Raw genomic sequence first — 21,112 nt, 5'->3', positions numbered from 1 at the left:
GGTGGCGACTAGGAGGCGTCGGTGGTGGTCTCGGCGGCCGGGGCCTCGCCACCGGCGGCGGCGCCGGCGAGCAGCTCCTGCTCCCACTCGGCCAGCGGTTCCTGGCCGGCCTCGGGCTTGCCGTCGGCGGCACCGGCACCGGCGCGGGCCTGCAGGCCCTCGGCGACCGCGGAGGCGATCACCTTGGTCAGCAGCGCGGCCGAGCGGATGGCGTCGTCGTTCGCCGGGATCGGGTAGTCGACCTGGTCCGGATCGCAGTTGGTGTCCAGGATCGCGATGACCGGGATGCCCAGCTTGATCGCCTCGTTGACGGCCAGGTGCTCCTTGTTGGTGTCGACGACCCAGACCGCGGACGGCACCTTGGCCATGTCGCGGATACCGCCGAGGCTGCGCTCCAGCTTGTTCTTCTCGCGGGTCAGCATCAAGATTTCCTTCTTGGTGCGTCCCTCGAAGCCGCCGGTCTGCTCCATCGCCTCCAGCTCCTTCATCCGCTGAAGGCGCTTGTGCACGGTGGAGAAGTTGGTGAGCATGCCGCCCAGCCAGCGCTGGTTGACGTACGGCATGCCGACGCGGGTGGCTTCCTCGGCGATGGACTCCTGGGCCTGCTTCTTGGTGCCGACGAACAGCACGGTCCCGCCGTGGGCGACGGTCTCCTTGACGAACTCGTAGGCCTTGTCGATGTAGGTCAGCGTCTGCTGCAGATCGATGATGTAGATGCCGTTGCGGTCGGTGAAGATGAACCGCTTCATCTTGGGGTTCCAGCGTCGGGTCTGATGCCCGAAGTGCGCGCCGCTGTCCAGCAGCTGCTTCATGGTTACAACAGCCATGAGTGGCAATACCTCTTTTTGTCGGTTGTCGTCCGTGCCTCGGCTGAGACCGGACCCTGGCGCCTGCGGTGTGCCGGGCCCGACCGGTTGCCCGGCGGGACCGACCGACACATACCTGTGTGCGGACGCGCGAAGTCAGCCCGCGCAAACGAGCTGCGCAGGGAAGTTTACACCGTCGAGCCGGATGCTTTTTCCACGCCGGGCGCTGCACAGCCGCCGATTGCTCCCCAGCTTCCCGACATCGGGCTGGCCGCGGCCGCGACGGCCGGGTGGACTGGACGGATGCGGATGCGCGCGGTGCTGGCCGGGTGGCTGGCGACGCTGGGGGTGCTCGGGGCGGTGCCCGTCGCCCCCGGCGCGGCCGACGGGCTGCGGCTGACCTGGCCGCTGCGCCCCGCCCCGGCCGTCACCCGGGGCTTTGACGCGCCTCGCCCGGACTGGCGGCGCGGCCACCGGGGGGTGGATCTGGCCGGGCGCCCGGGCCAGCCGGTGTACCCGGCCGGGCCGGCGACGGTGCTGTTCGCCGGCCGGCTGGCCGGGCGAGCGGTGGTGTCCCTGGCGCACCCCGGCGGGCTGCACACCAGCTACGAGCCGGTGGTTGCGGCGGTACGGGTCGGTCAGGCGGTGGACGCCTCGACCCCGCTCGGGGTGCTGGCCGCCGGGCATCCCGGGTGCGCGGCCGCGGCGTGCCTGCACTGGGGCGCGATGTGGGGTCCGTCGGCCCGGGCGGACTACCTCGACCCGCTCGGCCTGCTGGCCGGCACCCCGATCCGGCTCAAGCCGCTGCGGTCATGAACGGGCCAGGAAGTCGGTCATCGCGGCGAGTACCTCGGTGGGCCGGTCGCGCTGTACCCAGTGCCCGGCGCCGGGCAGGATCAGCGCGGTCGCCGCCGGGATCAGATCGGCCGCGGCAACCGCCCGCCGCCACGGCACGCCGGTGTCTGCGGTGCCGTGGATGATGAGCGCGGGCCGGGCGAATCCGGGCAACGCCGGGGTGTAGTCGGTGGCCTGCCGGTTCCACCGGACCTGGTCGCGCTGCCACTGGGCGAACTCGGCCATGCCGCGTCCGGATCTGGTGGCCGCCCGGACCGCGGCGGCCAGCTCCGGGGTGCGCCGGGCCGGGTCCCGGACGATCTGCGCCAGGCTCCAGTCCAGCGTCCACCCGGCGCCGGCCAGCGCCCGGGTGGCGGTTTCCAGCAGCCCGGAGCGCACCGCGAGCCAGGTCAGCAGCTGCCGCGGCAGCGACAGCGGGCCGTCGGTCAGCCGGGGCATCAGGCCGTAGCTGGCCAACAGCATCGCGCGCTCGACCCGCTGCGGCCGGGCCAGCACGTGCCCGATGGCCATCCCGCCGCCCAGCGACAGCCCGCCGATCGCGTAGCGATCCAACCGCAGCGCGTCGACGAAATCCCCGACGTAGCCCACCAACCGGTCCTGGGTCATCGACCACGGGGCCGCCGGGCTGTGTCCGAACCCGGGGTGGTCCGGGGCGATCACCCGGTATCCGGCCGCGGCCAGGCCGGGACCGATCTGCCCCCAGGACAATTCGGCACTGTCCACCCCGGCGCCGTGCAGCAGCACCACCACCGGCCCGGCCGGGTCCGGGCCGGTCCAGCTCAGGTAGCTGACCCGGACGTCCGGCAGCGCGATCTCGCGCCGGTCGGCCGTCATGCCCGCGGGTGGGCCTGGTCGTGCACGGCACGCAACCGGGCGACGGTGACGTGGGTGTAGAGCTGGGTGGTCGCCAGGGTGCTGTGGCCGAGCAGTTCCTGCACCATCCGCAGGTCCGCCCCGCCCTCCAGCAGGTGGGTGGCCGCGCTGTGCCGCAGTCCGTGCGGGCCGATGTCCGGCGCCCCGGCGACGGCGGCGACGGTCTGGTGCACGACGGTGCGGGCCTGGCGCGGGTCGAGCCGGCCGCCGCGGGCCCCGAGCAGCAGCGCCGGCGGGGACAACGGGCCGGCCAGTTCCGGGCGGCCGTGCCGCAGCCAGTCATCCAGCGCGTCCTGCGCGGGTTCGCCGAACGGCACGGTGCGCTGCTTGTTGCCCTTGCCGAGCACCCGCAGCAGCCGGCGTTCGGTGTCGACGTCGTCGACGTCGAGTCCGCACAGTTCGCTGACCCGGATGCCGGTGGCGTACAGCAGTTCGACGATCAGCCGGTCCCGCAGGGCCAGCGGATCACCTTGTTCGGCACCGGATTTCGCCGCGTCCATGGCCTGCAGCGCCTGGTCGGCGCGCAGCACGGCGGGCAGGGTGCGATGCGCCTTGGGCAGTTGCAGCCGGACCGCGGGATCGCCCGCCAGCAGGCCGCGCCGGTGCGCCCAGGCGGTGAACGTCTTGATCGCCGAGGTGCGCCGGGCCAGCGTGCTGCGCGCCGCCCCGGCGGCGGCCTGGTCGGCCAGCCAGGCCCGCAGCACCGGCAGCGACAGCGCATCCAGGCCGGCACCGGGGACCCGGCGGTCCAGAAATTCCAGCAGCGCGCGGACGTCGCCCAGGTAGGCGCGGCGGGTGTGCGCGGACCGGTCCCGCTCCAGCGCGAGGTGTTCGGCGAAGTCCTCCAGGACGCCGGTCAGCGACGGATGCACTCCCCCACCGTGCCAGAGCTCAGGCCGGTTCGCCGCCTTCGGCCGCGGCGAGTTCGCGTTTCCACTGCCGGAAGGTTTCCTCGGTGCGGCCGCGCCGCCAGTAGCCGGAGATCGACGACGCCCAGCGGGCGGGCACGCCGCGCTCCTTGCGGATGTAGGGCCGCAGGTTCATCATCACCGCCTGCGCCTCGCCGTGGATGAAGACCTGCACCTGCCCGGGCAGCCAGTCGGCCTCGCGGACCGCGGCGATCAGCGGGGCGTTGTCGCCGGCGCGTTCGTCGTCGATCAGGTCGGCGCGGCCACCCCGGAACACCCAGCGGATCTGCACGCCGGCCGGTGCGGCCAGCTCGAGCACGTCGTCGGGGCCGGCGACCTCGATGAGCACCCGCCCGAGGGCGTCGTCGGGCAGCGCCTCCAGCGCGACGCTGATGGCCGGGATGGCCGCCTCGTCGCCGGCGAACAGGTACCAGTCGGCCTCCGGGTCAGGGGCAAACGCACCGCTGGGGCCCATCACGAACAGCCGGTCGCCGGGCTGCGCGGCCAGCGCCCACGGCCCGGCGACGCCGTGGTCGCCGTGCGTGACGAAGTCGATGGTCAGTTCGCGGGCGGCCGGGTCGGCCCGGCGCACGGTGTAGGTGCGCACGCTGGGCCGCTGGTGCTCGGGCAGCACGGCGAAGCTGTCGTTGGTCAGCGGGCGGGGCAGCGCCTCGACATCGACGGCGGGCGAAACGAACACCAGCTTGACGTAACCGTCGGTGAACGCGTTGGGGGTGAAGGTGTCGAACCCGGCACCGCCGAGGACCACCCGCACCAGGTGCGGCGCGATCTGTTCGGTGCGGACGACCTCAAAGCTGTGCAGTGGACGGGCGGCCATCGCACCGACTATACGAGCGCGCCGCGGACCGCGGTTATCAGAGCACCCGCTCTGTTACTGTGGCCCGATGGCGCGGCCCCAGGTGTACGACACTGACACGGTGCTCGACGCCGTCGACGCGCTGGCCGCCGGCGACGGCGCGGCGGCGGTGTCCATCCGGGCGATCAGCACCGCGACCGGGGTCTCCAACGGCGCGCTCTACCACCGCTTCGGCTCCCGCGGCGCACTGCTGGGACACGCCTGGCTGCGGGCCGGCCGCCGGTTCCTCACCCTGCAGAACGCGCTGGTGGACGAGGCGCTCGCCGACCCCGGCACCGATGCCGCCGCCCGGGCGGTGCTGGCCGCCGCCGAGGCCCCGGTCACCTTCGCCGCCGCGCACCCGGACTCGGCGCGGCTGCTGCTCACCGTGCCCCGCGCACAGCTGCTCGCCGACGGGGTCCCCGACGACATCGCCGGGCAGCTGCGCGATCTGGACGGATCGCTGGTCGCGCTGATGCGGCGGCTCGCCGAGGCGCTGTGGGACCGTCGCGACGGGGCGGCCATCGACGCCGTCACCGCCTGCATCGTCGACCTGCCCACCGCGCTGGTGCTGCAGCGCGGCCGGCGCAGCACGCCGATCGCGCTCCGGCAGCTGCGCGCCGCCGTCGAAGCCGTGCTGCGAGTCGGGCCCGCCCCGCCGCGCCGGCACCAACCGACCAACACCACCACCGAATCCCGACGAGAGGACACCCCATGACCGTGCAGCTCGAATTCCGCGACCAGATCGCGGTACTGACCCTCGGCGACGACGAGAACCGGTTCTCCCCGACCCGCCTGGACGACATCGACGCCGCCCTGGACCGAGCCCTCGATGAGGGTGCGCAGGCTCTGGTCAGCACCGGTGCCGGCAAGTTCTACTCCAACGGCCTGGACCTGGACTGGCTGGGCGCCAACGGCGACCGGCTGGACTGGTACGTCGATCGGGTGCACCGGCTGCTGGCCCGGATGCTGACGCTGCCGATTCCGACCGCCGCCGCGGTGGTCGGGCACGCCTTCGGGGCCGGCGCGATGCTGGCGATGGCGCACGACTTTCGGGTGATGCGCACCGATCGCGGGTTCTTCTGCCTGCCCGAGGTCGACATTCTCATTCCGTTCACCCCGGGCATGGCCGCGCTGCTGCAGGCCAAGTTCACCCCGCAGACCGCGGTTGCCGCGATGACGACCGGACGCCGCTTCGGCGGCCCGGACGCCCTCGCCTTCGGCATCGTCGATGCCACCGCGGGCGAGGACGAGGTGACCGGCGCGGCGGTGGACCTGCTGCGTCCGCTGCACGGCAAGGATCGCGGCACCCTGGGGGCGATCAAGACCACCATGTTCGGGCCCGCCGCGCGGGTGCTGACCGGGCAGCAGTGAGCGTGGCGGCGGCGGAGCCGGGCCGGGCGTGCACAATCAGACGATGACCACCGTGGGAACCGCCACCGCGATCACCCTGCTGGCCGCGGGCCTGATCTTCCTGCTGGCGCTGCTGCTCGGCGTCTGGAAGTACCGCCAGATGGCCACCAGCCCCGACCATCTGGCGCATCCCTACGTCGACATCGCGCACCGCGCCGCGCTGCTGTACTCGTTCGCGACGCTGCTGATCGCGGTGTTCGTCGAGCTCAGCGCCTGGCCCGGGTGGCTGAACCTGGCCGCCGCGATGACCACGGTGTTCTTCTTCGTGGTGGCGATCGCCAGCTACATGCTGCACGGTGCACGCCGGGACACCACCAACCAGTTCGAACACCCCACCGCCGGACTGCATCTGGGGATGGTGCTGCTGATCGTCGGCGAGGTCGGCGGGTTCGCGGTGCTGCTGGCCGGCTTCATCCGCGCCCAGTTCGGCTGAGCGCTCACTCGCGGCGACAGATCCGCCAGCGGCCGTCCCGGCTCTCGGCGAGCCCGGACAGTTCCAGCAGCGCCAGCGGACCCAGCACCTGCTGCGGCGGCAGCGCGGCGTCGCGGGCGACCTCCTCCACCGTCGCGCCCCCGCGGCCCGGCAGCGCCTCGTACACCCGCTTCTCGGCCTCCCCCAGCTCGTCGAGCGGGGTGCCGGGATGTTCGGGCTCCTCGGCCAATTCACCGCACCGCCCGGCCACCTCGACGACCTGCTCGGCGCGGGTGACCAGCTCGGCGGTGCCCGCCCGCAGCATCTCGTGACAGCCCGCCGAGGCCGCCGAGGTGACCGGCCCGGGCAGCGCGCACACCGGCCGGCCCAGCATCCGCGCCCACGCCGCGGTGTTGGCCGCCCCGCTGCGCAACCCGGCCTCCACCACCACGGTGGCCCGAGACAGCGCCGCCACCAACCGGTTTCGGGTCAGGAAGCGGTACCGCGCCGGCCGGGTGCCCGGCGGGTACTCGGTCAGCAGCGCGCCGGTCAGCGAGATCCGGTGCAGCAGCGCCGAATGGCCGCTGGGATAGGGCACGTCGATGCCGGCCGCCAGCACCGCCACCGTGGTGCCCTCGCAGGCCAGCGCCGCCCGGTGCGCCGCCCCGTCGATGCCGTAGGCCCCGCCGGAGACCACGGCGAAATCGGCGTCGGTCAGCCCGGCGGCCAGGTCGGCGGCCAGTTGTTCGCCGTAGCTCGTGCAGGCCCGGGTCCCGACGACGGCGACCGACCGGTCGGCGACCTCGTCGAGCCGGGCCGGGCCCAGGACCCAGAGCACCAGCGGTTCCCGGGCCTCCCGCCTGACGCTGCCCGCCCCGGCCGCGAACGACCGGAACGCCAGGTACGGCCACTGCGGGTCGTCGGGGGTCAACAGCCGGCCGTCGCGGGCCGCCAGGGCATCCAGATCGGCACCGCCACAGTCCAATCCGCGCCGGGCCCCGACGTACGACGACAGCTCGGCGGGCTCGGCGCCGGCCCAGATGTCCCGGGCGGCCTGCACCGGGCCGACCCGCTCGACGAATGCGGCGAGTTCCGGGCACGGTGGCTCGGCAACCCGGGACAGATAGGCCCAGGCGTGCAGCGCGGCGTCATAGCGCACCGCGGCAGGCCCGTTCATCGGGCCGCTCCGCCCTGCCGGAATCCCAGCGCGATGGCCACCTCGTCCTCCGCGGGCGCGGTCTTACCGGCCAGGTCGGCGACCGACCAGGCGATCCGCAGGCAGCGGTCCACCCCGCGGACGCTGAGCGCACCGGTGTTCAGCGCCCGGTTCAGCGGGGCCATCGCCCGGTGACCGAGCCGGAACTTGCGGCGCAGCAGCGGCCCGGGCACCTCGGCGTTGGTGTGCGCGCCGATCTCGGCCCAGCGCTGCGCGGCCGCGGCGCGGGCCCGGCAGACCCGGTCGCGGACCACCGCGGTCGGTTCGCCCGCCGCGCCGACCATCGCCCCGGCCCGCACCCCGTGCAGTTGCACCTGCAGGTCGACCCGGTCCAGCAGCGGACCGGACAGCTTGCCCAGGTAGCGGCGTTTCGCGGCCGCCGCGCAGGTGCAGTCTCGCGGGTCCGGCGCCGCGCACGGACACGGGTTGGCGGCCAGGACCAGCTGAAACCGGGCCGGATACCGGGCCACCCCGTCGACCCGGGCGAGCCGGACCTCACCCTCCTCCAGCGGCGTGCGCAGGGCCTCCAGCACCGTCGGGGACAGTTCGGCGCATTCGTCCAGGAACAGCACCCCGCGGTGTGCCCGGCTGACCGCGCCCGGCCGGGCCATCCCGGACCCGCCGCCGACCAGCGCGGCGACCGTCGAGGTGTGGTGCGGCGCGACGAACGGCGGCCGGGTGATCAGCGGGGTGGCCTCCGAGAGCAGCCCGGCCACCGAGTGGATCGCGGTGACCTCCAGCGCCTCGTCGTCCGACAGGGTCGGCAGCAGTCCCGGAAGACGTTGGGCCAGCATGGTTTTCCCCACCCCGGGCGGCCCGGTGAGCATCAGGTGGTGCGCGCCTGCGGCGGCGATCTCGACGGCGTAGCGGGCCTGGGCCTGGCCGATCACATCGGCGAGGTCGGGCTGCGGCTCGTCGGCGCCGGTGGCGACGACGGGTGGGCCCGGCGGCCGCAGCGCGCCGGAGCCGTCGAGCCAGTCGGCCAGTTGCGTCAGGGTGCCGACCCCGAGCACCTCGATGCCGCCCACCAGCGCCGCCTCGGCGAGGTTGTCCAGCGCCACCACCGCGGTCTGCCAGCCCTCCCGCGCGGCGGCCAGCACCGCCGGCAGCACGCCGCGGACCGGGCGCACCCGGCCGTCGAGCGCCAATTCGCCCAACAGCACGGTCTTTTCCAGCCGCGGCCAGCGGCGCTTGCGGTCGGCGGCCAGCACCGAGGCGGCCAGCGCCAGGTCATAGGCGCTGCCCGCCTTGCGCAGGGTGGCCGGCGAGAGCGCCCAGATCAGCCGCATCATCGGCCAGTCGAAGCCGCTGTTGGTCACCGCGGCGCGGACCCGGTCCCGGGATTCCTGCACGGCGGCATCGGGCAGCCCCACCAGGTGCATGACGGGCAGGCCGGAGGCCACATCGGCCTCGATCTCGACGATCTCGCCGGTCAGTCCGCGGACCGCCACCGAGTAGGCCCGGCCCAGCGCCATCACCCCACCGCCCGCAGGTGGGTGATCGCCGCGGACCCGTCGCGGTGCAGCCGCACCCCGACGACGTCGATCCGCACCGTCGACCAGCAGCCGTCGTGATCGCGCAGCCACAGCCCGGCCAGCCGTCGCAGCCGGCGCAGTTTGACCGGGGTGACCGCCTCGGCCAGGCCGCCGTAGCCGTCCCCGGTGCGGGTCTTGACCTCGACGAAAACCAGGGTTGCCCGGCCGGTTTCGGATTCGCACTCGGCGACCACGTCGAGTTCGCCGTACCGGCAGCGCCAGTTTCGGTCCAGGATCTGCAGTCCGTCGTCCTGCAGGTGGGCCACGGCCAATTTCTCACCGAGAGCACCGATCTCGGCGCGGGTGGGCGTTCTGGGAACTGTCATGGGCCAACGGTGCGCGCCGGGCACGACAGATTCGCCTCGGCGCCGGGCGGATTCGCGCCGATTCCACCGAGTTGTCCCCAGCCCCAGATTGATCCACAATTGCCGTCGGCGCCGTTGACCGCCGGACAACGTCACGGTTCGAGAAAAATTCGATTGCGATCCCGACGCACCGGGCGCGCCTCCCGCGTCACCCTCAACCTCAGCTTTACCCTGAGCCTCGTGACGATCACGACCGCAGACCTGGAAATCTCACTGGCTGCCCTGGACTTCGAACCCGAGATCCTGTGCACCTGCAAGGGCTTCTGCAGCACCGAGGACCACTCGGCGATGTGGTGGATCACGCTGTCCTGCGGGTGCTGCTACCCGTTCTGCCAGCGCGCGCTGAGCATGGCCAACCTGCGACTGAAGCTGCGCACACTGGACTGCCGCAAGTGCGGCGCCGAGCGCATCGCGGTGCGCCGGGTGGTGCGAATCTGAGGCTCGGCTATTCGGGCAGCCGGAGTTCGGGCTTCTCGACCTCTTCGATGTTGACGTCCTTGAAGGTGATCACCCGCACCTGCTTGACGAACCGGGCCGGCCGGTACATGTCCCACACCCAGGCGTCGGCCAACCGCAGTTCGAAATAGACCTCGCCGTCGGCGTTGCGCGGAATCAGCTCCACGCTGTTGGCCAGATAGAACCGGCGCTCGGTCTCCACGACGTAGCTGAACTGTCCGACGATGTCCTTGTATTCGCGGTACAGCGAGAGCTCCATCTCGGTTTCGTACTTCTCGAGATCCTCAGCGCTCATCTACCCTGCTGTCCTTCTGTCCGGTGACCACCCATTGTCCCCTACCCGTGTCCGAGCCGCCGCGTCGGCTCGCCGCACGACCTCGCGGCGGCTCGTCGCACGTTCACATACGAGTACCGATGCTGCGGACACGGCCCGAGCGCGGCCATCGCCGCGGTGTGCGCCGCGGTGCTGTAGCCCTTGTGCTCGGCGAAGCCGTAGCCGGGATGGTCGGCGTCCATGGCGACCATCAACCGGTCACGGCTCACCTTGGCCAGCACACTGGCCGCCGCGATGCAGGCCGCCGCCGCGTCGCCGCCGATCACCGGCAGCGACGGCACGGTCAGCCCGGGCACCCGGAAACCGTCCGAGAGCACATAGCCGGGTCGCAGCGCCAGGCCGGCAACCGCCCGGCGCATGCCCTCGATGTTGGCGATGTGCACCCCGCGCCGGTCCACCTCGGCGGGGTCGATGAACACCACGTGGTAAGCCAGCGCATAGCGCCGGATCAACGGAAACAGTCGCTCGCGCTCGGCCTCGGTCAGTTTCTTGGAGTCATCCAGCCGGGCCAGGCTGTCGAGCCGATTGGGTCCGAGCACACACGCCGCGACCACCAACGGTCCCGCGCAGGCCCCGCGGCCGACCTCGTCGACCCCGGCCACCGGGCCCAGACCACCGCGATAGAGCGCGGCCTCCAGCGTGCGCAGACCGGAGGACCTGCGGATTATCGTGCGCGGCGGCCAGCTGGGCACCTATTGACCCTGGTGAGCGCTGTCATCCTGCTGCGGGTTGATCGCTTCGACCCCGCCCCAGCGTCCCGGCGGCCAGGCGATGAACCGGGCCTTGCCGATCACGTGGTCCACCGGCACCGTGCCGTAGTCCGGGTCCCCGGTGCAGTAGACGCCGGTCTGCTGCAGGTCGGTGCCGTTCTCGCAGTGCGCCCGGGAGTCCGAGGAATGCGTGCGGTTGTCGCCCATCATCCACAGCCGGCCCTCCGGCACCGTCACCGGACCGAACTCCGGGCCCAGGCACGGGTAGACCGCCGGGTCGACGCGCAGCACTTCGGGATCCAGGTACGGCTCGCGCAGCGGCTTGTCGTCCACCGTCAGGCCGGTATCCATGCGGCAGGCCACGGTCTGACCGCCGACCGCGATGATCCGCTTGACCAGGTCGTTCTCGTCGGGCGGCACGAAGCCGACGACGGCGAGGGCGTTCTGCACGGCGCGCAGCGCGGCATTGTCCGAGCGGATCGACTTGTAGCCGACGTTCCAGTTGGGCGGCCCCTTGAAGACCACCACGTCGCCGGGTTCGGGCTCGGAGAACCGGTAGGTGAGCTTGTCGACCATGATCCGGTCGCCGGTGCAGCCCGGGCAGCCGTGCAGCGTCGGCTCCATCGACTCCGAGGGAATCAGGTACGGCCGGGCGACGAACGTCAGCATGACGTAATAGATCACCAGGGCGATCGCGGCCAGGGTGGCGATCTCGCGGACGGTCGACTTCTTCTTGCCGGTGTCCTGCTTGCCGGTGTCCTCGGCGTCGGAGCCCTCCGGTGTGCCGGTGGTGCTGTCGTCGGGGTCGGTCGGATCCACCGAGTCCGGGGAGTCGGTCACAGCATCAAGTCGCGATCAGTGCGGCTCGGCGGTCGCCGGGCACCGTCAGCGCTTCTCCTTGATCTTGGCCTTCTTGCCGCGCAGCTCGCGCAGGTAGTACAGCTTGGCGCGACGGACGGCGCCGCGGCTGACGACCTCGATGCGGTCCACGTTGGGCGAGTGCACCGGGAAGGTCCGCTCGACGCCGACGCCGTAGCTCTCCTTGCGCACGGTGAAGGTCTCCCGCACGCCGCCACCCTGACGCCGGATCACCACGCCCTTGAACACCTGGACGCGCTCCTTGGAGCCCTCGATGACCTTGACGTGCACGTTGACCGTGTCGCCGGGGGCGAAGGTCGGGATATCGTCGCGCAGCGACGCCTGGTCGACGAAGTCCAGCGTGTTCATGCTCTTCCTAGCGGTCGCGGCTCGTGGGCACCGCGATCCGGCCGTTTCCGGGCGAATCTGCTGCCGAGCCGATGGGCATTCGGGGGTCGTCTCGCGGTGCACGGCGTGAACCGGCGGGCGGTGACAACTGCTCAATTGTGCCAGATCCCCCGCCACCGGCGAAATCGCGGCCGCCCACCACCGGCACGCAGGTAACTTCGCGATCACGCCCGGCGATGATTACTCTGAGCGGGCGGCGCAGCGGACTGGCGGCCCCGCGCGACACGCAATCACGATTCGGCAGCGAGGGGCAACCATGTGTCGGCGGTCAGCCAGGGCGACCAGAGTCGCCGCGATGCCCGTGGTGGTGGCCGTCGTCGTCCTGACCGCCGCGCTGACCAGCGCCTGCGAGGCCCGGGTGTACGGCGCCCCACCCGCGCACGGCCCGCAGATCGTCACCCCGCTGGCCCCGGTTTTCGACCAGCCCGCGGCCCCGCCGAGCGCGGCCTTCGACGGCCTGCCGGGGCGCACCGAACTGGCGGTGTCCCAGGCCGCCGATCAGGGCGCCCGGGTGAACGTGCTGCTGCTGGATCGCAACACCGGCCAACGGGTCTCCGGCGGCGCGCCGCGCGCGCTGGCCACCGCCTCGGTCGCCAAGCTGTTCATCGCCGACGACCTGCTGTTCCGGGAGCCGAACCTGGACGCCGCCGACCGGGCCAAGCTGGAGCTGATGCTGCGGTCCTCCGACGACGGGGCGGCCGAGGAGTTCTGGGAGCGCGGCGGCGGGAACGTGATCATCAGCCGGGTGGCCACCCGCTACGGCCTCGGCGCGACCAGCGGCCCCGGCAACGGCCGGTGGTGGAACACCCTGACCACCGCGGGCGATCTGGTCCGCTACTACGACATGCTGCTGGCCGGCACCGGCGGGCTGCCGCAGGACCGCGGCAACATCATCATCGGCGCGCTGAGCCAGTCCACCGCCACCGGCGTCGACGGCTATCCGCAGCGCTTCGGCATTCCCGACGGCCTGTCCGCCGAGCCGGTCGCGGTCAAGCAGGGCTGGATGTGCTGCATCGGCGCGGACTGGATGCACCTGTCCACCGGCGTCATCGGCCCGCAGCGCCGCTACGTGATGGTGGTCTACTCGCTGCAGGCCACCGACGACGCCACCGCCCGCCAGACCATCACCGAGGTGGTCAAGACGATGTTCCCCGACGGCCGGATCGGCTAGTCCAGCAACTCCGGCCGACGCTCCCGGGTGCGCTGCAGGCTCTGTTCCCGACGCCACGCCGCGATCCGGGCGTGGTCGCCGGAGCGCAGCACCTCGGGCACCTCCAGCTCCCGCCACAGCGGCGGGCGGGTATAGCTCGGCCCCTCCAGCAGGCCACCGACGTGGGTGGAATGCGAATCGTCGCGGTGCGACTCGGGGTTGCCGAGCACCTCGGGCAGCAGCCGGACCACCGCCTCGACCATCACCAGGGTGGCCGATTCCCCACCGGCCAGCACATAGTCGCCGATGGAGACCTCCGCCACCCGCATCCGGCGGGCGGCGTCGACGGCCACCCGCTGATCGATGCCCTCGTAGCGCCCGCAGGCGAACACCAGGTGCGACTCGGCGCTCCACCGCGCCGCGGTGGCCTGGTCGAACAGCGTCCCGGCCGGCGTGGGGATGACCAGCAGCGTTTCGGGCGTGCAGATCTCGTCGAGCGCCGCGCCCCAGACCGGGGCCTTCATGACCATGCCGGGGCCACCGCCGTAGGGCGAGTCATCAACCGAGCGGTGCACATCGTGGGTCCAGCTGCGCAGATCATGCACGCCGAGCTCGACGATGCCGGACTCAATCGCCTTGCCCGGCAAGGCTTGCCGCAGCGGGGCCAGGTAGTCCGGGAAGATGGTGACGACATCGATCCGCATGGCCGGCGCTACCCCAGCGATTCCAGGTCCAGCAGCCCCTCGGGCGGATCGATCTCGACGACACCGCGTTCCAGCGACACGGTCGGCACGATCGCGGCGACGAACGGCACCAGGATCTCCTTACCCGCTTCGTTTTTCACGCTCAGCAACTCACCGGCGGCGGTGTGCAGCACCTCGGCGATGACGCCGACGACGTCACCGTCGACGGTGTGCACGGCCAGCCCCTCCAGCTGATGGTCGTAGAACTCGTCAGGTTCACCGATCGCCGGCAGCTCGGCGGAGTCGATGATGAACAACGTGCCGCGCAGCGCGTCGGCGGCGTCCCGATCGTTGATCCCGGCCAGCCGCACCAGCAGCCGGCTGCCGTGCGCCCGGACCGTGTCGATCAGCAGATCACGGTCCGGGGCGCCCCGGAATCCCTTGGCGCGCAGGGTTTTCCCCGGCACGAAACGCAGGTCCGGGTCGTCGGTGCGGACATCGACAACGACTTCGCCGCCGATGCCGTGCGCCTTGGCGACCCGGCCCACCACCAGCTCCATGAGCGGGGCTGCGTTACTGGTCGGTGTCGACCACGTCGACGCGGATGCCACGGCCGCCGATGCCGGCGACCAGGGTCCGCAGCGCGGTGGCGGTACGCCCGCCACGCCCGATGACCTTGCCCAGGTCATCGGGGTGGACGTGGACCTCGACGGTGCGGCCGCGACGGTTGGTCACCAGGTCGACCCGGACATCGTCGGGGTTGTCGACGATGCCGCGCACCAGGTGCTCAACGGCGTCAACGACGACGGTGCTCATTCTGCCGCGGCTTCTTCGGTGCCCTCAGCGGGCGCCTCAGCGGACTCCGCGGGCGCCTCGGCCGCGGCCTCGGCGGCCTCGTCCTTCTTGCGCTTCTTCTTCAGCGTGGTGGCCGAGCCGGACGGCGCGCCGTCGGCCTCGGCGAGGGCGGCCTGGAACAGCTCGAGCTTGGACGGCTTGGGCTCCTTGACCTTCAGGGTGCCCTCGGCGCCCGGCAGGCCCTTGTGCTTCTGCCAGTCACCGGTGATCTTCAGCAGCGCGAGCACGGGTTCGGTCGGCTGGGCGCCGACGCCGAGCCAGTACTGGGCGCGCTCGGAATCGATCTCGATCAGGCTGGGATCTTCCTTGGGGTGGTACCGGCCGATCACCTCGATGGAACGGCCGTCGCGGCGGGTGCGCGCATCGGCGACGATGATGCGGTACTGGGGGTTGCGGATCTTGCCAAGCCGGGTGAGCTTGATCTTGACAGCCATCTGCGGAAAATCTCCTCGAGTGTTGCCACGCTGCAATTCGGCGATGCCGGGCGGACTGCCCGGATCCGGTTTTGCCTCACGTGTGTGACCGCCGCACGGCCGTGGCCGCGGACAGACGGCTGCCCATTCTGCCAGAGTCCGGGCCCCGGCCGAAATCGCCGGCCGCCGGCCACGGGCCTCAGAGGAATTTGTCGAAGCATTTGACCTCGACGCGGCGGGTCATCCGCCAGCCGTCGACGGTCCGGGTCAGCGCGTCCTCGTACCAGAGTCCGACGAACAGCAACTGCTTGGTCTCGGCATTGCAGACCATCGGGTTGAAGCAGATGGTGCGCGCGGTGGCGCTGTCCCCGTCGATCCGGATGTCGAAGTTGCCCAGCATGTGCGAATAGGCCGGGAAGTTCGGCAGCACCTCCGCCAGCCAGGCCTTGACCTGCGGGTACCGCCCGTCGATTCCCCCGCTCTCGCGGTAGTCGATGTAGGCGTCGGGGGTGAAGACGGCGTCCAGGGCGTCGAAGTCGCGGCCGTCGATCGCCGTCGAATAGGCCACCAGCAACTGTTGGATCTCCAGCCGGTCGGAGATCTCGGCAAGGCTCAGCACCGCCTGATTGAACTACATCGCCGGCCGCCGCGACCCGAAACTGAGCGCCCTGCACACCGTTGTGGCGGCCGCCGCTGGCTACTGTGGATCCCCATGCATCGTGTTCTGCCGGCGCTGCTCGCCGCGCTGTGCCTGTTCGTCGCTCCGACAGCCGCCGTCGCCGAGCCCGGCGACCCGCAACCACAGGTTTCCACCGCGATCCCGGACGGGCCGGCGGCCAGCTGGATCATCGCGGACATGGACACCGGCGAGATCCTCGCCGGCCGCAACGAGTACGCCAGCAGCGCGCCGGCCAGCACCATCAAGACGCTGCTGGCCCAGGTGGTCGTCGACGAGCTGCCGCTGGATGCCAGCACCGTCGCGGAGGCCGCCGACACCAACGTCGAATGCAACTGCGCCGGGGTCGCCCCGGGCCAGAGCTATACCGTCGCGCAGCTGCTCGACGGGCTGCTGCTGGTGTCGGGCAACGACGCCGCCAACGCCCTGGCCCGGATGCTCGGCGGCGCCGATACCGCGGTGGCCAAGATGAACGCCAAGGCCGCCCAACTCGGCGCGACCGCCACCCGGGCCGGCAGCCCGTCGGGCATCGACGGCCCCGGGATCTCGATGTGGTCGACGCCGCGCGACCTGGCGGTGATCTTCCGGGGCGCCATGAGCTACCCGGTGCTGGCCGGCGTCCTGGCCCAGCCCACCGCGGTGTTCCCGGCCAAGGGCGGCGAGCGGGTCCTGATCAACCAGGACGAGATGCTGCACCGCTACCCGGGCTTCCTCGGCGGTAAGACCGGCTACACCGACCTGGCCCGCAAGACGTTCGTCGGGGCGGCCGCCCGCGACGGGCGGCGGCTGGTCATCGCGATGATGTACGGCCTGGTCCGCGAGGGCGGGCCGACCTATTGGGATCAGGCGGCCAGTCTGCTGGACTGGGGCTTCGCCCAGCACCAGGGCGCCGGCATCGGCATGCTGTAGCCGCCGGAGCGCCGGCCGGCCCGAAGACGCCGAATCGCAATCTCGCCGGGGCCCAGGGGTGACCCGGCGCCGATAGCGTCGGCGGCCATGGCTGTGCCCCCCGTGCTGCGCATCCGCCGTGCGACGGTGGCCGTCCTGCTGAGCGTGCTGCTGGTGATCGCGGGGCTGCCCACCGCGTCGGCGGTGCCGACCGCGGTACCGCCGGACGGGCCGGCCCGGGCCTGGGTGCTCGCCGACATCGCCAGCGGGGCGATCCTGGCCTCCAAGGACCCCACCGGCCGGTACGCCCCGGCCAGCACCATCAAGACGCTGCTGGCGATGACCGTGCTGGACAATCTGCGCCCCGAGACCGCCGTGCGGGCGACCGCCGCCCACACCAAGGTGGAATGTTCCTGCGTCGGTTTGGTGCCCGGGCAGGTCTACACCGCCCGTCAGCTGCTCGACGCGCTGCTGATGGTCTCGGGCAACGACGCGGCGAACCTGCTCGGCGACATGCTCGGCGGCTACCGCGCGGCCATCACCCGGATGACGAACAAGGCCGCGAGCCTGGGCGCCACCAGCACCCGGGTCATGTCGCCGTCCGGCCTGGACGGCCCCGGCTGGGAAACCGTCACCACACCAAGGGATCTGGCGATCATCTACCGGGCCGCGATGAAGTACCCGGTGCTGATCCAAATCTTTCAGCAGCGGGAGGCGTCCTTCCCGAACGGCAAGGGCGGGGCCAAGACGCTGCACGCCCAGAACGAACTGCTGGCCCGCTACCCCGGTGACGTGGCCGGCAAGACCGGGTTCACCAACCTGGCCGGCAAGACCTACGCCGGTGTGGCACAACGCAATGGCCGGGCGCTGGTGGTGGTGCTGATGAAGGGCAGCGGCGACCTCTACGGCCAGGCCATCGGGCTGCTGGACTGGGGTTTCGCGCAGGCCTCGGGCACTCTCGGGTAGCGCTACCGACCGTCGTCGAGCCCGAGGTCCCCTCGGCCGAGCACCACCCAGTCGTCGGCGTCGTTGATCAGGTGCACCCCGTTGAGTTCGGGGGTCTTCCGCAGCACCTCGACGATGGCCTCCAGCGACATTCCGCCGTAGCGGATCCCGGGGCGCTGTCGGCCGGTGTAGACCTGCAGCAGTGCATCCATCCCCGCCGCCGCGGAGGTGAGGAACAGCGGTGAGCTGCCGTCCGCCCCGATCTTCATGGCCACGTACAGCTCCCGGCCCCGCGCCGCGTCGACGATCCGGTCGTACCGCTGCGGATCCAGGACCGCGCGGGTGATCCGCTGCTCCAGCGTCGCACCGGCCGCGGGTTCCGCGGCGGGCCGCTGGTCGGCGACCGCCAGGTGACTGTGGTGAATCGCCGAGGTCCGCTCCGGTGCCTCGGCCAGATACACCTGCAGTTCGGCATAGATGTTGGGTTCGTCGTCGGCGATGACGACCTCGACGCGGTCGAGCGGCAGGTCGTAGTACACCCCGGGATCGGTGATGATCCGGGCGACCCGACCGCGCAACCCGGTGTCCGCCAACCCGATCGGCCGGTGGCCGGCCGGCACCGCAGGCCCCGCGCGACGATCGCTGGGCGGCACATAGAACTCCTCGGCGGGAATCTCCCGCCCGGAGCGCGTCTCGACGATCTGGATGCCGCGACCGTCGCGAACGATCTGCAGTTGCGAACCGACCGGGAAATTCCAGATGCCGATCAGCGTCGCCAGAGCTGCGCCGGCCTTCGGGATGAACTCGATGTGGGTCATCGGTAGACCCGGCCGCGCAGGATCACCAGGTCCGGGTGATCGAGCACCCCGGGCAGTCGCGGATCCTCGGCGAAGCACAGCAGATCGGCCGGCCCGCCGTGCTCAATCCCGGTGCGGCCCAGCCAGTCCCGCGCCGACCAGCAGGCCGCTCCGAGCGCCTCGGTGGGACTCAGGCCGACCCGGCGCAGCGCGGCGACCTCATCGGAGATCCGGCCGTGGGCGATCATGCCGCCGGCGTCGGTGCCCGCGTAGATCGCCACCCCGGCCTCGTGCGCGGCGCCGATCCGGTCCGCGCAGCTGGCGTACAGCTCCCGCATGTGCCGGGCGTAGGCCGGGTACCGGCCGGCCTTCTCGGCGATACCGGGAAAGTTGTCGATGTTGATCAGGGTCGGCACCAGGGCGGTGCCGTGGGCCAGCATCAGCTCGATGACGTCCTCGGTGATCCCGGTGCCGTGCTCGATGCAGTCGATGCCGGCCTTGATCAGCCCGGGCAGCGCGTCCTCGCCGAACACGTGCGCGGTCACCCGCGCGCCGTTGGCGTGCGCGGCCTCGACCGCCGCGACCAGCACCTCATCGGACCACAGCGGTGCCAGGTCGCCGGCCCCGCGGTCGATCCAGTCCCCCACCAGCTTCACCCAGCCGTCACCCCGGCGGGCTTGGGCCGCAACGTATTCCGGCAGCTGGGACTCGTCCTCGATGTCGATCGGCAGGCCCGGGATGTAGCGCTTGGGCCGGGCCAGGTGCCGACCGGCGCGGATGATCCGCGGCAGGTCCTCGCGATCGTCGAGGCTGCCGGTGTCCACCGGGGAGCCGGCGTCGCGCAGCAGCAACACCCCGGCGTCGCGTTCGACCTCGGCCTGCCCGATCGCCTCGTCAAGCTCGACGCCGCCCTGCGGGCCGAGCCCGACGTGGCAGTGCGCGTCGACCAGACCTGGGATGATCCAGCCGCCGTCGAACACCGTGTCGGCGCCGGCGACCGGTTCGGCCGACAGCACCCCGTCGACGATCCACCACTGCGCCGGCGCGCCGTCGGGCAGCACCGTCCCGCGGATGTGCAGGCGCATCGCGGGACCCCCCGATCCGGTGTGGGCGTTACTTCTGCGGCGGGAACTTCAGCTTGGACAGGTCGAAATCGGCCAGCCCGGGCGGCAATTCGTCCAGGCCCTTGGGCATCCCGGTCAGGTCCGGGAACCCGGCGGGCATGCCCGCCGGCATCCCGGCGCCGAACGGGGACTTCGGCGGAGTCGGCCCGCGCCCCTTGCCCTTGCCCTTGCCCTTGCGGCCCTTGGCCTGCTTGCGGGTGGCCGAGCGCCGGCCCATCCCGGGAATGCCCATGCCGCCGACCATCTGCGACATCATCTTGCGGGCCTCGAAGAACCGGTCGACGAGCTGGTTGACCTCGGTGACGGTGACGCCGGAGCCGTTGGCGATGCGCAGCCGCCGGGAGGCGTTGATGATCTTCGGGTCGGTCCGCTCGGCCGGCGTCATGCCGCGGATGATGGCCTGGATCCGGTCGAGCTGGCTGTCGTCGACGGCGGCCAGCGCGTCCTTCATCTGGCCGGCGCCGGGCAGCATGCCCAGCAGGTTGCCGATCGGGCCCATCTTGCGGATGGCGAGCATCTGGTCGAGGAAGTCCTCCAGGGTCAGCTCGCCGGTGCCGATCTTCGCGGCGGCGGCCTCGGCCTGCTGGGCGTCGAAGACCTGCTCGGCCTGCTCGATCAGGGTGAGCACATCGCCCATGCCGAGGATCCGGCTGGCCATCCGGTCGGGGTGGAAGACGTCGAAGTCCTCCAGCTTCTCGCCGGTGGACGCGAACAGGATCGGCACGCCGGTGACCTCGCGCACCGACAGCGCCGCACCGCCGCGGGCGTCGCCGTCGAGCTTGGTCAGCACCACGCCGGTGAAACCGACGCCGGCGCCGAACGCCTCGGCGGTGGCCACCGCGTCCTGGCCGATCATCGCGTCGAGCACGAACAGCGTCTCGTCGGGCGACACCGCGTCGCGGATCGCGGCGGCCTGCGCCATCAGCACGTCGTCGATGCCGAGCCGGCCCGCGGTGTCGACGATGACGACGTCGAAGTGCTGGGCCTTGGCCTCGGCCAGGCCGGCGGCGGCGACGGCGACCGGGTCGCCCGGTCCGGCGCCGGCGATCTCGGTGGACCCGGGCGCGGTCCCCGGGTGCGGGGCGAACACCGTCACCCCGGCCCGCTCACCGACCACCTGCAGCTGGTTGACCGCACCGGGTCGCTGCAGGTCACACGCCACCAGCAGCGGATTGTTGCCCTGGCCCTTCAGCCACTTGGCGAGCTTGCCGGCCAATGTGGTCTTACCGGCGCCCTGCAGGCCGGCCAGCATGATCACCGTCGGCGGGGTCTTGGCGAAGCTCAGCTGCCGGGTCTGGCCGCCGAGGATGCCGACGAGTTCCTCGTTGACGATCTTGACGACCTGCTGGGCCGGGTTCAGCGCGCCGGAGACCTCGGCGCCCTTGGCGCGGTCCTTGACCCGGACGATGAACTCGCGCACGACGGGCAGCGACACGTCGGCCTCGAGCAGCGCCAGCCGGATCTCCCGGGCGGTGGCGTCGATGTCGGCGTCGGTCAGCCGGCCCTTGCCACGCAACCCGGCCAGCGCACCGGTCAACCGGTCGGAGAGGGATTCAAACACGGGGACCAGCCTAAC

27 protein-coding genes are annotated in these 21,112 nt (G+C 71.8%); 8 read left to right on the top strand and 19 right to left on the bottom strand.

The annotated features are described in order from the left end of the window. Positions 1-8: 8 nt before the first annotated feature. Positions 9-827, bottom strand: a complete 819-nt coding sequence (rpsB, locus tag G6N10_RS01400; RefSeq protein ID WP_085093749.1) for a 30S ribosomal protein S2 — start codon at positions 825-827, stop codon at positions 9-11. Between the two features lie 282 nt (positions 828-1,109). Here rpsB and G6N10_RS01395 point away from each other — a divergent pair, with 282 nt between their 5' ends. Then, the gene (locus G6N10_RS01395; RefSeq protein WP_165757654.1) at positions 1,110-1,622 is read left to right on the top strand and encodes a M23 family metallopeptidase; all 513 of its coding nucleotides are present in this window, start codon (positions 1,110-1,112) and stop codon (positions 1,620-1,622) included. Here G6N10_RS01395 and G6N10_RS01390 read toward each other — a convergent pair. From G6N10_RS01390 to G6N10_RS01380, 3 genes are read right to left on the bottom strand one after another with little or no spacing between them, the layout of a single operon-like run. Continuing rightward, complete coding sequence (locus G6N10_RS01390) at positions 1,617-2,495, bottom strand: alpha/beta fold hydrolase (protein WP_085093747.1); 879 nt, start codon at positions 2,493-2,495, stop codon at positions 1,617-1,619. The two genes, G6N10_RS01395 and G6N10_RS01390, sit on opposite strands and share 6 nt — an antisense overlap. Beyond that, positions 2,492-3,394, bottom strand: coding sequence for a tyrosine recombinase XerC (locus G6N10_RS01385; RefSeq protein ID WP_085093895.1), 903 nt, complete (start codon positions 3,392-3,394; stop codon positions 2,492-2,494). The genes G6N10_RS01390 and G6N10_RS01385 overlap by 4 nt, the downstream gene beginning before the upstream one ends. A gap of 31 nt (positions 3,395-3,425) precedes the next feature. Continuing rightward, on the bottom strand, positions 3,426-4,280 hold the full coding sequence (locus G6N10_RS01380) for a siderophore-interacting protein (RefSeq protein WP_085093745.1): 855 nt from the start codon (positions 4,278-4,280) through the stop codon (positions 3,426-3,428). A gap of 67 nt (positions 4,281-4,347) precedes the next feature. Between G6N10_RS01380 and G6N10_RS01375 the strand changes: the two genes are divergently transcribed. Genes G6N10_RS01375 through G6N10_RS01365 form a run of 3 tightly spaced genes read left to right on the top strand, consistent with a single transcriptional unit; the run spans position 4,348 to position 6,144 of the window. Further along, positions 4,348-5,016 (top strand): TetR family transcriptional regulator, encoded by a 669-nt coding sequence (locus G6N10_RS01375; RefSeq protein WP_085093743.1) that lies wholly within the window; start codon positions 4,348-4,350, stop codon positions 5,014-5,016. Further along, positions 5,013-5,672, top strand: coding sequence for an enoyl-CoA hydratase-related protein (locus G6N10_RS01370; protein ID WP_085093741.1), 660 nt, complete (start codon positions 5,013-5,015; stop codon positions 5,670-5,672). Before G6N10_RS01375 ends, G6N10_RS01370 begins: the two co-directional genes overlap by 4 nt. A gap of 52 nt (positions 5,673-5,724) precedes the next feature. Next, positions 5,725-6,144, top strand: coding sequence for a hypothetical protein (locus G6N10_RS01365; RefSeq protein ID WP_085093894.1), 420 nt, complete (start codon positions 5,725-5,727; stop codon positions 6,142-6,144). A gap of 4 nt (positions 6,145-6,148) precedes the next feature. Here G6N10_RS01365 and dprA read toward each other — a convergent pair whose 3' ends face one another. From dprA to G6N10_RS01350, 3 genes are read right to left on the bottom strand one after another with little or no spacing between them, the layout of a single operon-like run. Next, positions 6,149-7,300, bottom strand: a complete 1,152-nt coding sequence (gene dprA / locus G6N10_RS01360; RefSeq protein ID WP_085093739.1) for a DNA-processing protein DprA — start codon at positions 7,298-7,300, stop codon at positions 6,149-6,151. Then, entirely contained in the window at positions 7,297-8,814 is a 1,518-nt protein-coding gene (locus G6N10_RS01355; protein WP_085093737.1) for a YifB family Mg chelatase-like AAA ATPase, read from the bottom strand. The genes dprA and G6N10_RS01355 overlap by 4 nt, the downstream gene beginning before the upstream one ends. Next, positions 8,814-9,200 (bottom strand): YraN family protein, encoded by a 387-nt coding sequence (locus G6N10_RS01350; protein ID WP_085093735.1) that lies wholly within the window; start codon positions 9,198-9,200, stop codon positions 8,814-8,816. Before G6N10_RS01350 ends, G6N10_RS01355 begins: the two co-directional genes overlap by 1 nt. Positions 9,201-9,419: 219 nt before the next feature. Here G6N10_RS01350 and G6N10_RS01345 point away from each other — a divergent pair, with 219 nt between their 5' ends. Further along, positions 9,420-9,677: a hypothetical protein gene (locus G6N10_RS01345; protein ID WP_085093733.1), complete on the top strand. Its 258-nt coding sequence runs from the start codon at positions 9,420-9,422 to the stop codon at positions 9,675-9,677. 7 nt (positions 9,678-9,684) lie between these two features. Here the strand turns inward: G6N10_RS01345 and G6N10_RS01340 are convergent, their stop codons facing one another. The 4 genes from G6N10_RS01340 to rplS are packed head-to-tail and all read right to left on the bottom strand — an operon-like array spanning position 9,685 to position 11,966. After that, complete coding sequence (locus G6N10_RS01340) at positions 9,685-9,990, bottom strand: DUF2469 domain-containing protein (RefSeq protein WP_003893809.1); 306 nt, start codon at positions 9,988-9,990, stop codon at positions 9,685-9,687. A gap of 41 nt (positions 9,991-10,031) precedes the next feature. After that, on the bottom strand, positions 10,032-10,721 hold the full coding sequence (locus tag G6N10_RS01335; protein WP_085093731.1) for a ribonuclease HII: 690 nt from the start codon (positions 10,719-10,721) through the stop codon (positions 10,032-10,034). Beyond that, positions 10,722-11,579 (bottom strand): signal peptidase I, encoded by an 858-nt coding sequence (gene lepB / locus G6N10_RS01330; protein WP_085093729.1) that lies wholly within the window; start codon positions 11,577-11,579, stop codon positions 10,722-10,724. Between the two features lie 45 nt (positions 11,580-11,624). Next, positions 11,625-11,966: a 50S ribosomal protein L19 gene (gene rplS, locus G6N10_RS01325; RefSeq protein WP_085093727.1), complete on the bottom strand. Its 342-nt coding sequence runs from the start codon at positions 11,964-11,966 to the stop codon at positions 11,625-11,627. A gap of 334 nt (positions 11,967-12,300) precedes the next feature. Between rplS and G6N10_RS01320 the strand changes: the two genes are divergently transcribed. Beyond that, positions 12,301-13,176 carry a hypothetical protein gene (locus G6N10_RS01320; RefSeq protein WP_109750412.1) on the top strand — a complete coding sequence of 292 codons (876 nt, stop codon included), beginning with the start codon at positions 12,301-12,303 and terminating at the stop codon, positions 13,174-13,176. Here the strand turns inward: G6N10_RS01320 and trmD are convergent. The 5 genes from trmD to G6N10_RS01295 all read right to left on the bottom strand — a co-directional run bounded on the left by trmD (position 13,173) and on the right by G6N10_RS01295 (position 15,725). Then, the gene (gene trmD / locus G6N10_RS01315) at positions 13,173-13,859 is read right to left on the bottom strand and encodes a tRNA (guanosine(37)-N1)-methyltransferase TrmD (RefSeq protein WP_085093723.1); all 687 of its coding nucleotides are present in this window, start codon (positions 13,857-13,859) and stop codon (positions 13,173-13,175) included. The genes G6N10_RS01320 and trmD overlap by 4 nt on opposite strands. Before the next feature lie 8 nt (positions 13,860-13,867). Then, positions 13,868-14,398, bottom strand: a complete 531-nt coding sequence (gene rimM / locus G6N10_RS01310) for a ribosome maturation factor RimM (RefSeq protein ID WP_085093721.1) — start codon at positions 14,396-14,398, stop codon at positions 13,868-13,870. Between the two features lie 13 nt (positions 14,399-14,411). After that, complete coding sequence (locus G6N10_RS01305) at positions 14,412-14,654, bottom strand: RNA-binding protein (RefSeq protein WP_056548932.1); 243 nt, start codon at positions 14,652-14,654, stop codon at positions 14,412-14,414. Continuing rightward, positions 14,651-15,127 (bottom strand): 30S ribosomal protein S16, encoded by a 477-nt coding sequence (gene rpsP / locus G6N10_RS01300; protein ID WP_085093719.1) that lies wholly within the window; start codon positions 15,125-15,127, stop codon positions 14,651-14,653. Before rpsP ends, G6N10_RS01305 begins: the two co-directional genes overlap by 4 nt. Positions 15,128-15,305: 178 nt before the next feature. Beyond that, entirely contained in the window at positions 15,306-15,725 is a 420-nt protein-coding gene (locus G6N10_RS01295) for a nuclear transport factor 2 family protein (RefSeq protein ID WP_085093717.1), read from the bottom strand. Between the two features lie 93 nt (positions 15,726-15,818). On the opposite strand from G6N10_RS01295, the gene G6N10_RS01290 reads away from it, so the two are divergent. Further along, on the top strand, positions 15,819-16,691 hold the full coding sequence (locus tag G6N10_RS01290) for a D-alanyl-D-alanine carboxypeptidase family protein (protein WP_085093715.1): 873 nt from the start codon (positions 15,819-15,821) through the stop codon (positions 16,689-16,691). Between the two features lie 87 nt (positions 16,692-16,778). Beyond that, positions 16,779-17,636 (top strand): D-alanyl-D-alanine carboxypeptidase family protein, encoded by an 858-nt coding sequence (locus G6N10_RS01285; RefSeq protein ID WP_085093713.1) that lies wholly within the window; start codon positions 16,779-16,781, stop codon positions 17,634-17,636. Between the two features lie 2 nt (positions 17,637-17,638). On the opposite strand, the gene G6N10_RS20220 is transcribed toward G6N10_RS01285, so the two are convergent. From G6N10_RS20220 to ffh, 3 genes are read right to left on the bottom strand one after another with little or no spacing between them, the layout of a single operon-like run. After that, entirely contained in the window at positions 17,639-18,433 is a 795-nt protein-coding gene (locus G6N10_RS20220) for a DUF7161 family protein (protein ID WP_234810450.1), read from the bottom strand. Beyond that, complete coding sequence (locus G6N10_RS01275) at positions 18,430-19,497, bottom strand: amidohydrolase family protein (protein WP_085093711.1); 1,068 nt, start codon at positions 19,495-19,497, stop codon at positions 18,430-18,432. Before G6N10_RS01275 ends, G6N10_RS20220 begins: the two co-directional genes overlap by 4 nt. A 28-nt stretch (positions 19,498-19,525) precedes the next feature. Beyond that, positions 19,526-21,097 (bottom strand): signal recognition particle protein, encoded by a 1,572-nt coding sequence (gene ffh / locus G6N10_RS01270; RefSeq protein WP_085093709.1) that lies wholly within the window; start codon positions 21,095-21,097, stop codon positions 19,526-19,528. Positions 21,098-21,112 lie beyond the last annotated feature (15 nt).

This window comes from Mycolicibacterium fallax (assembly GCF_010726955.1).
GTDB lineage: Bacteria > Actinomycetota > Actinomycetes > Mycobacteriales > Mycobacteriaceae > Mycobacterium > Mycobacterium fallax.
This window is presented reverse-complemented; position numbering and strand designations above follow the sequence as displayed.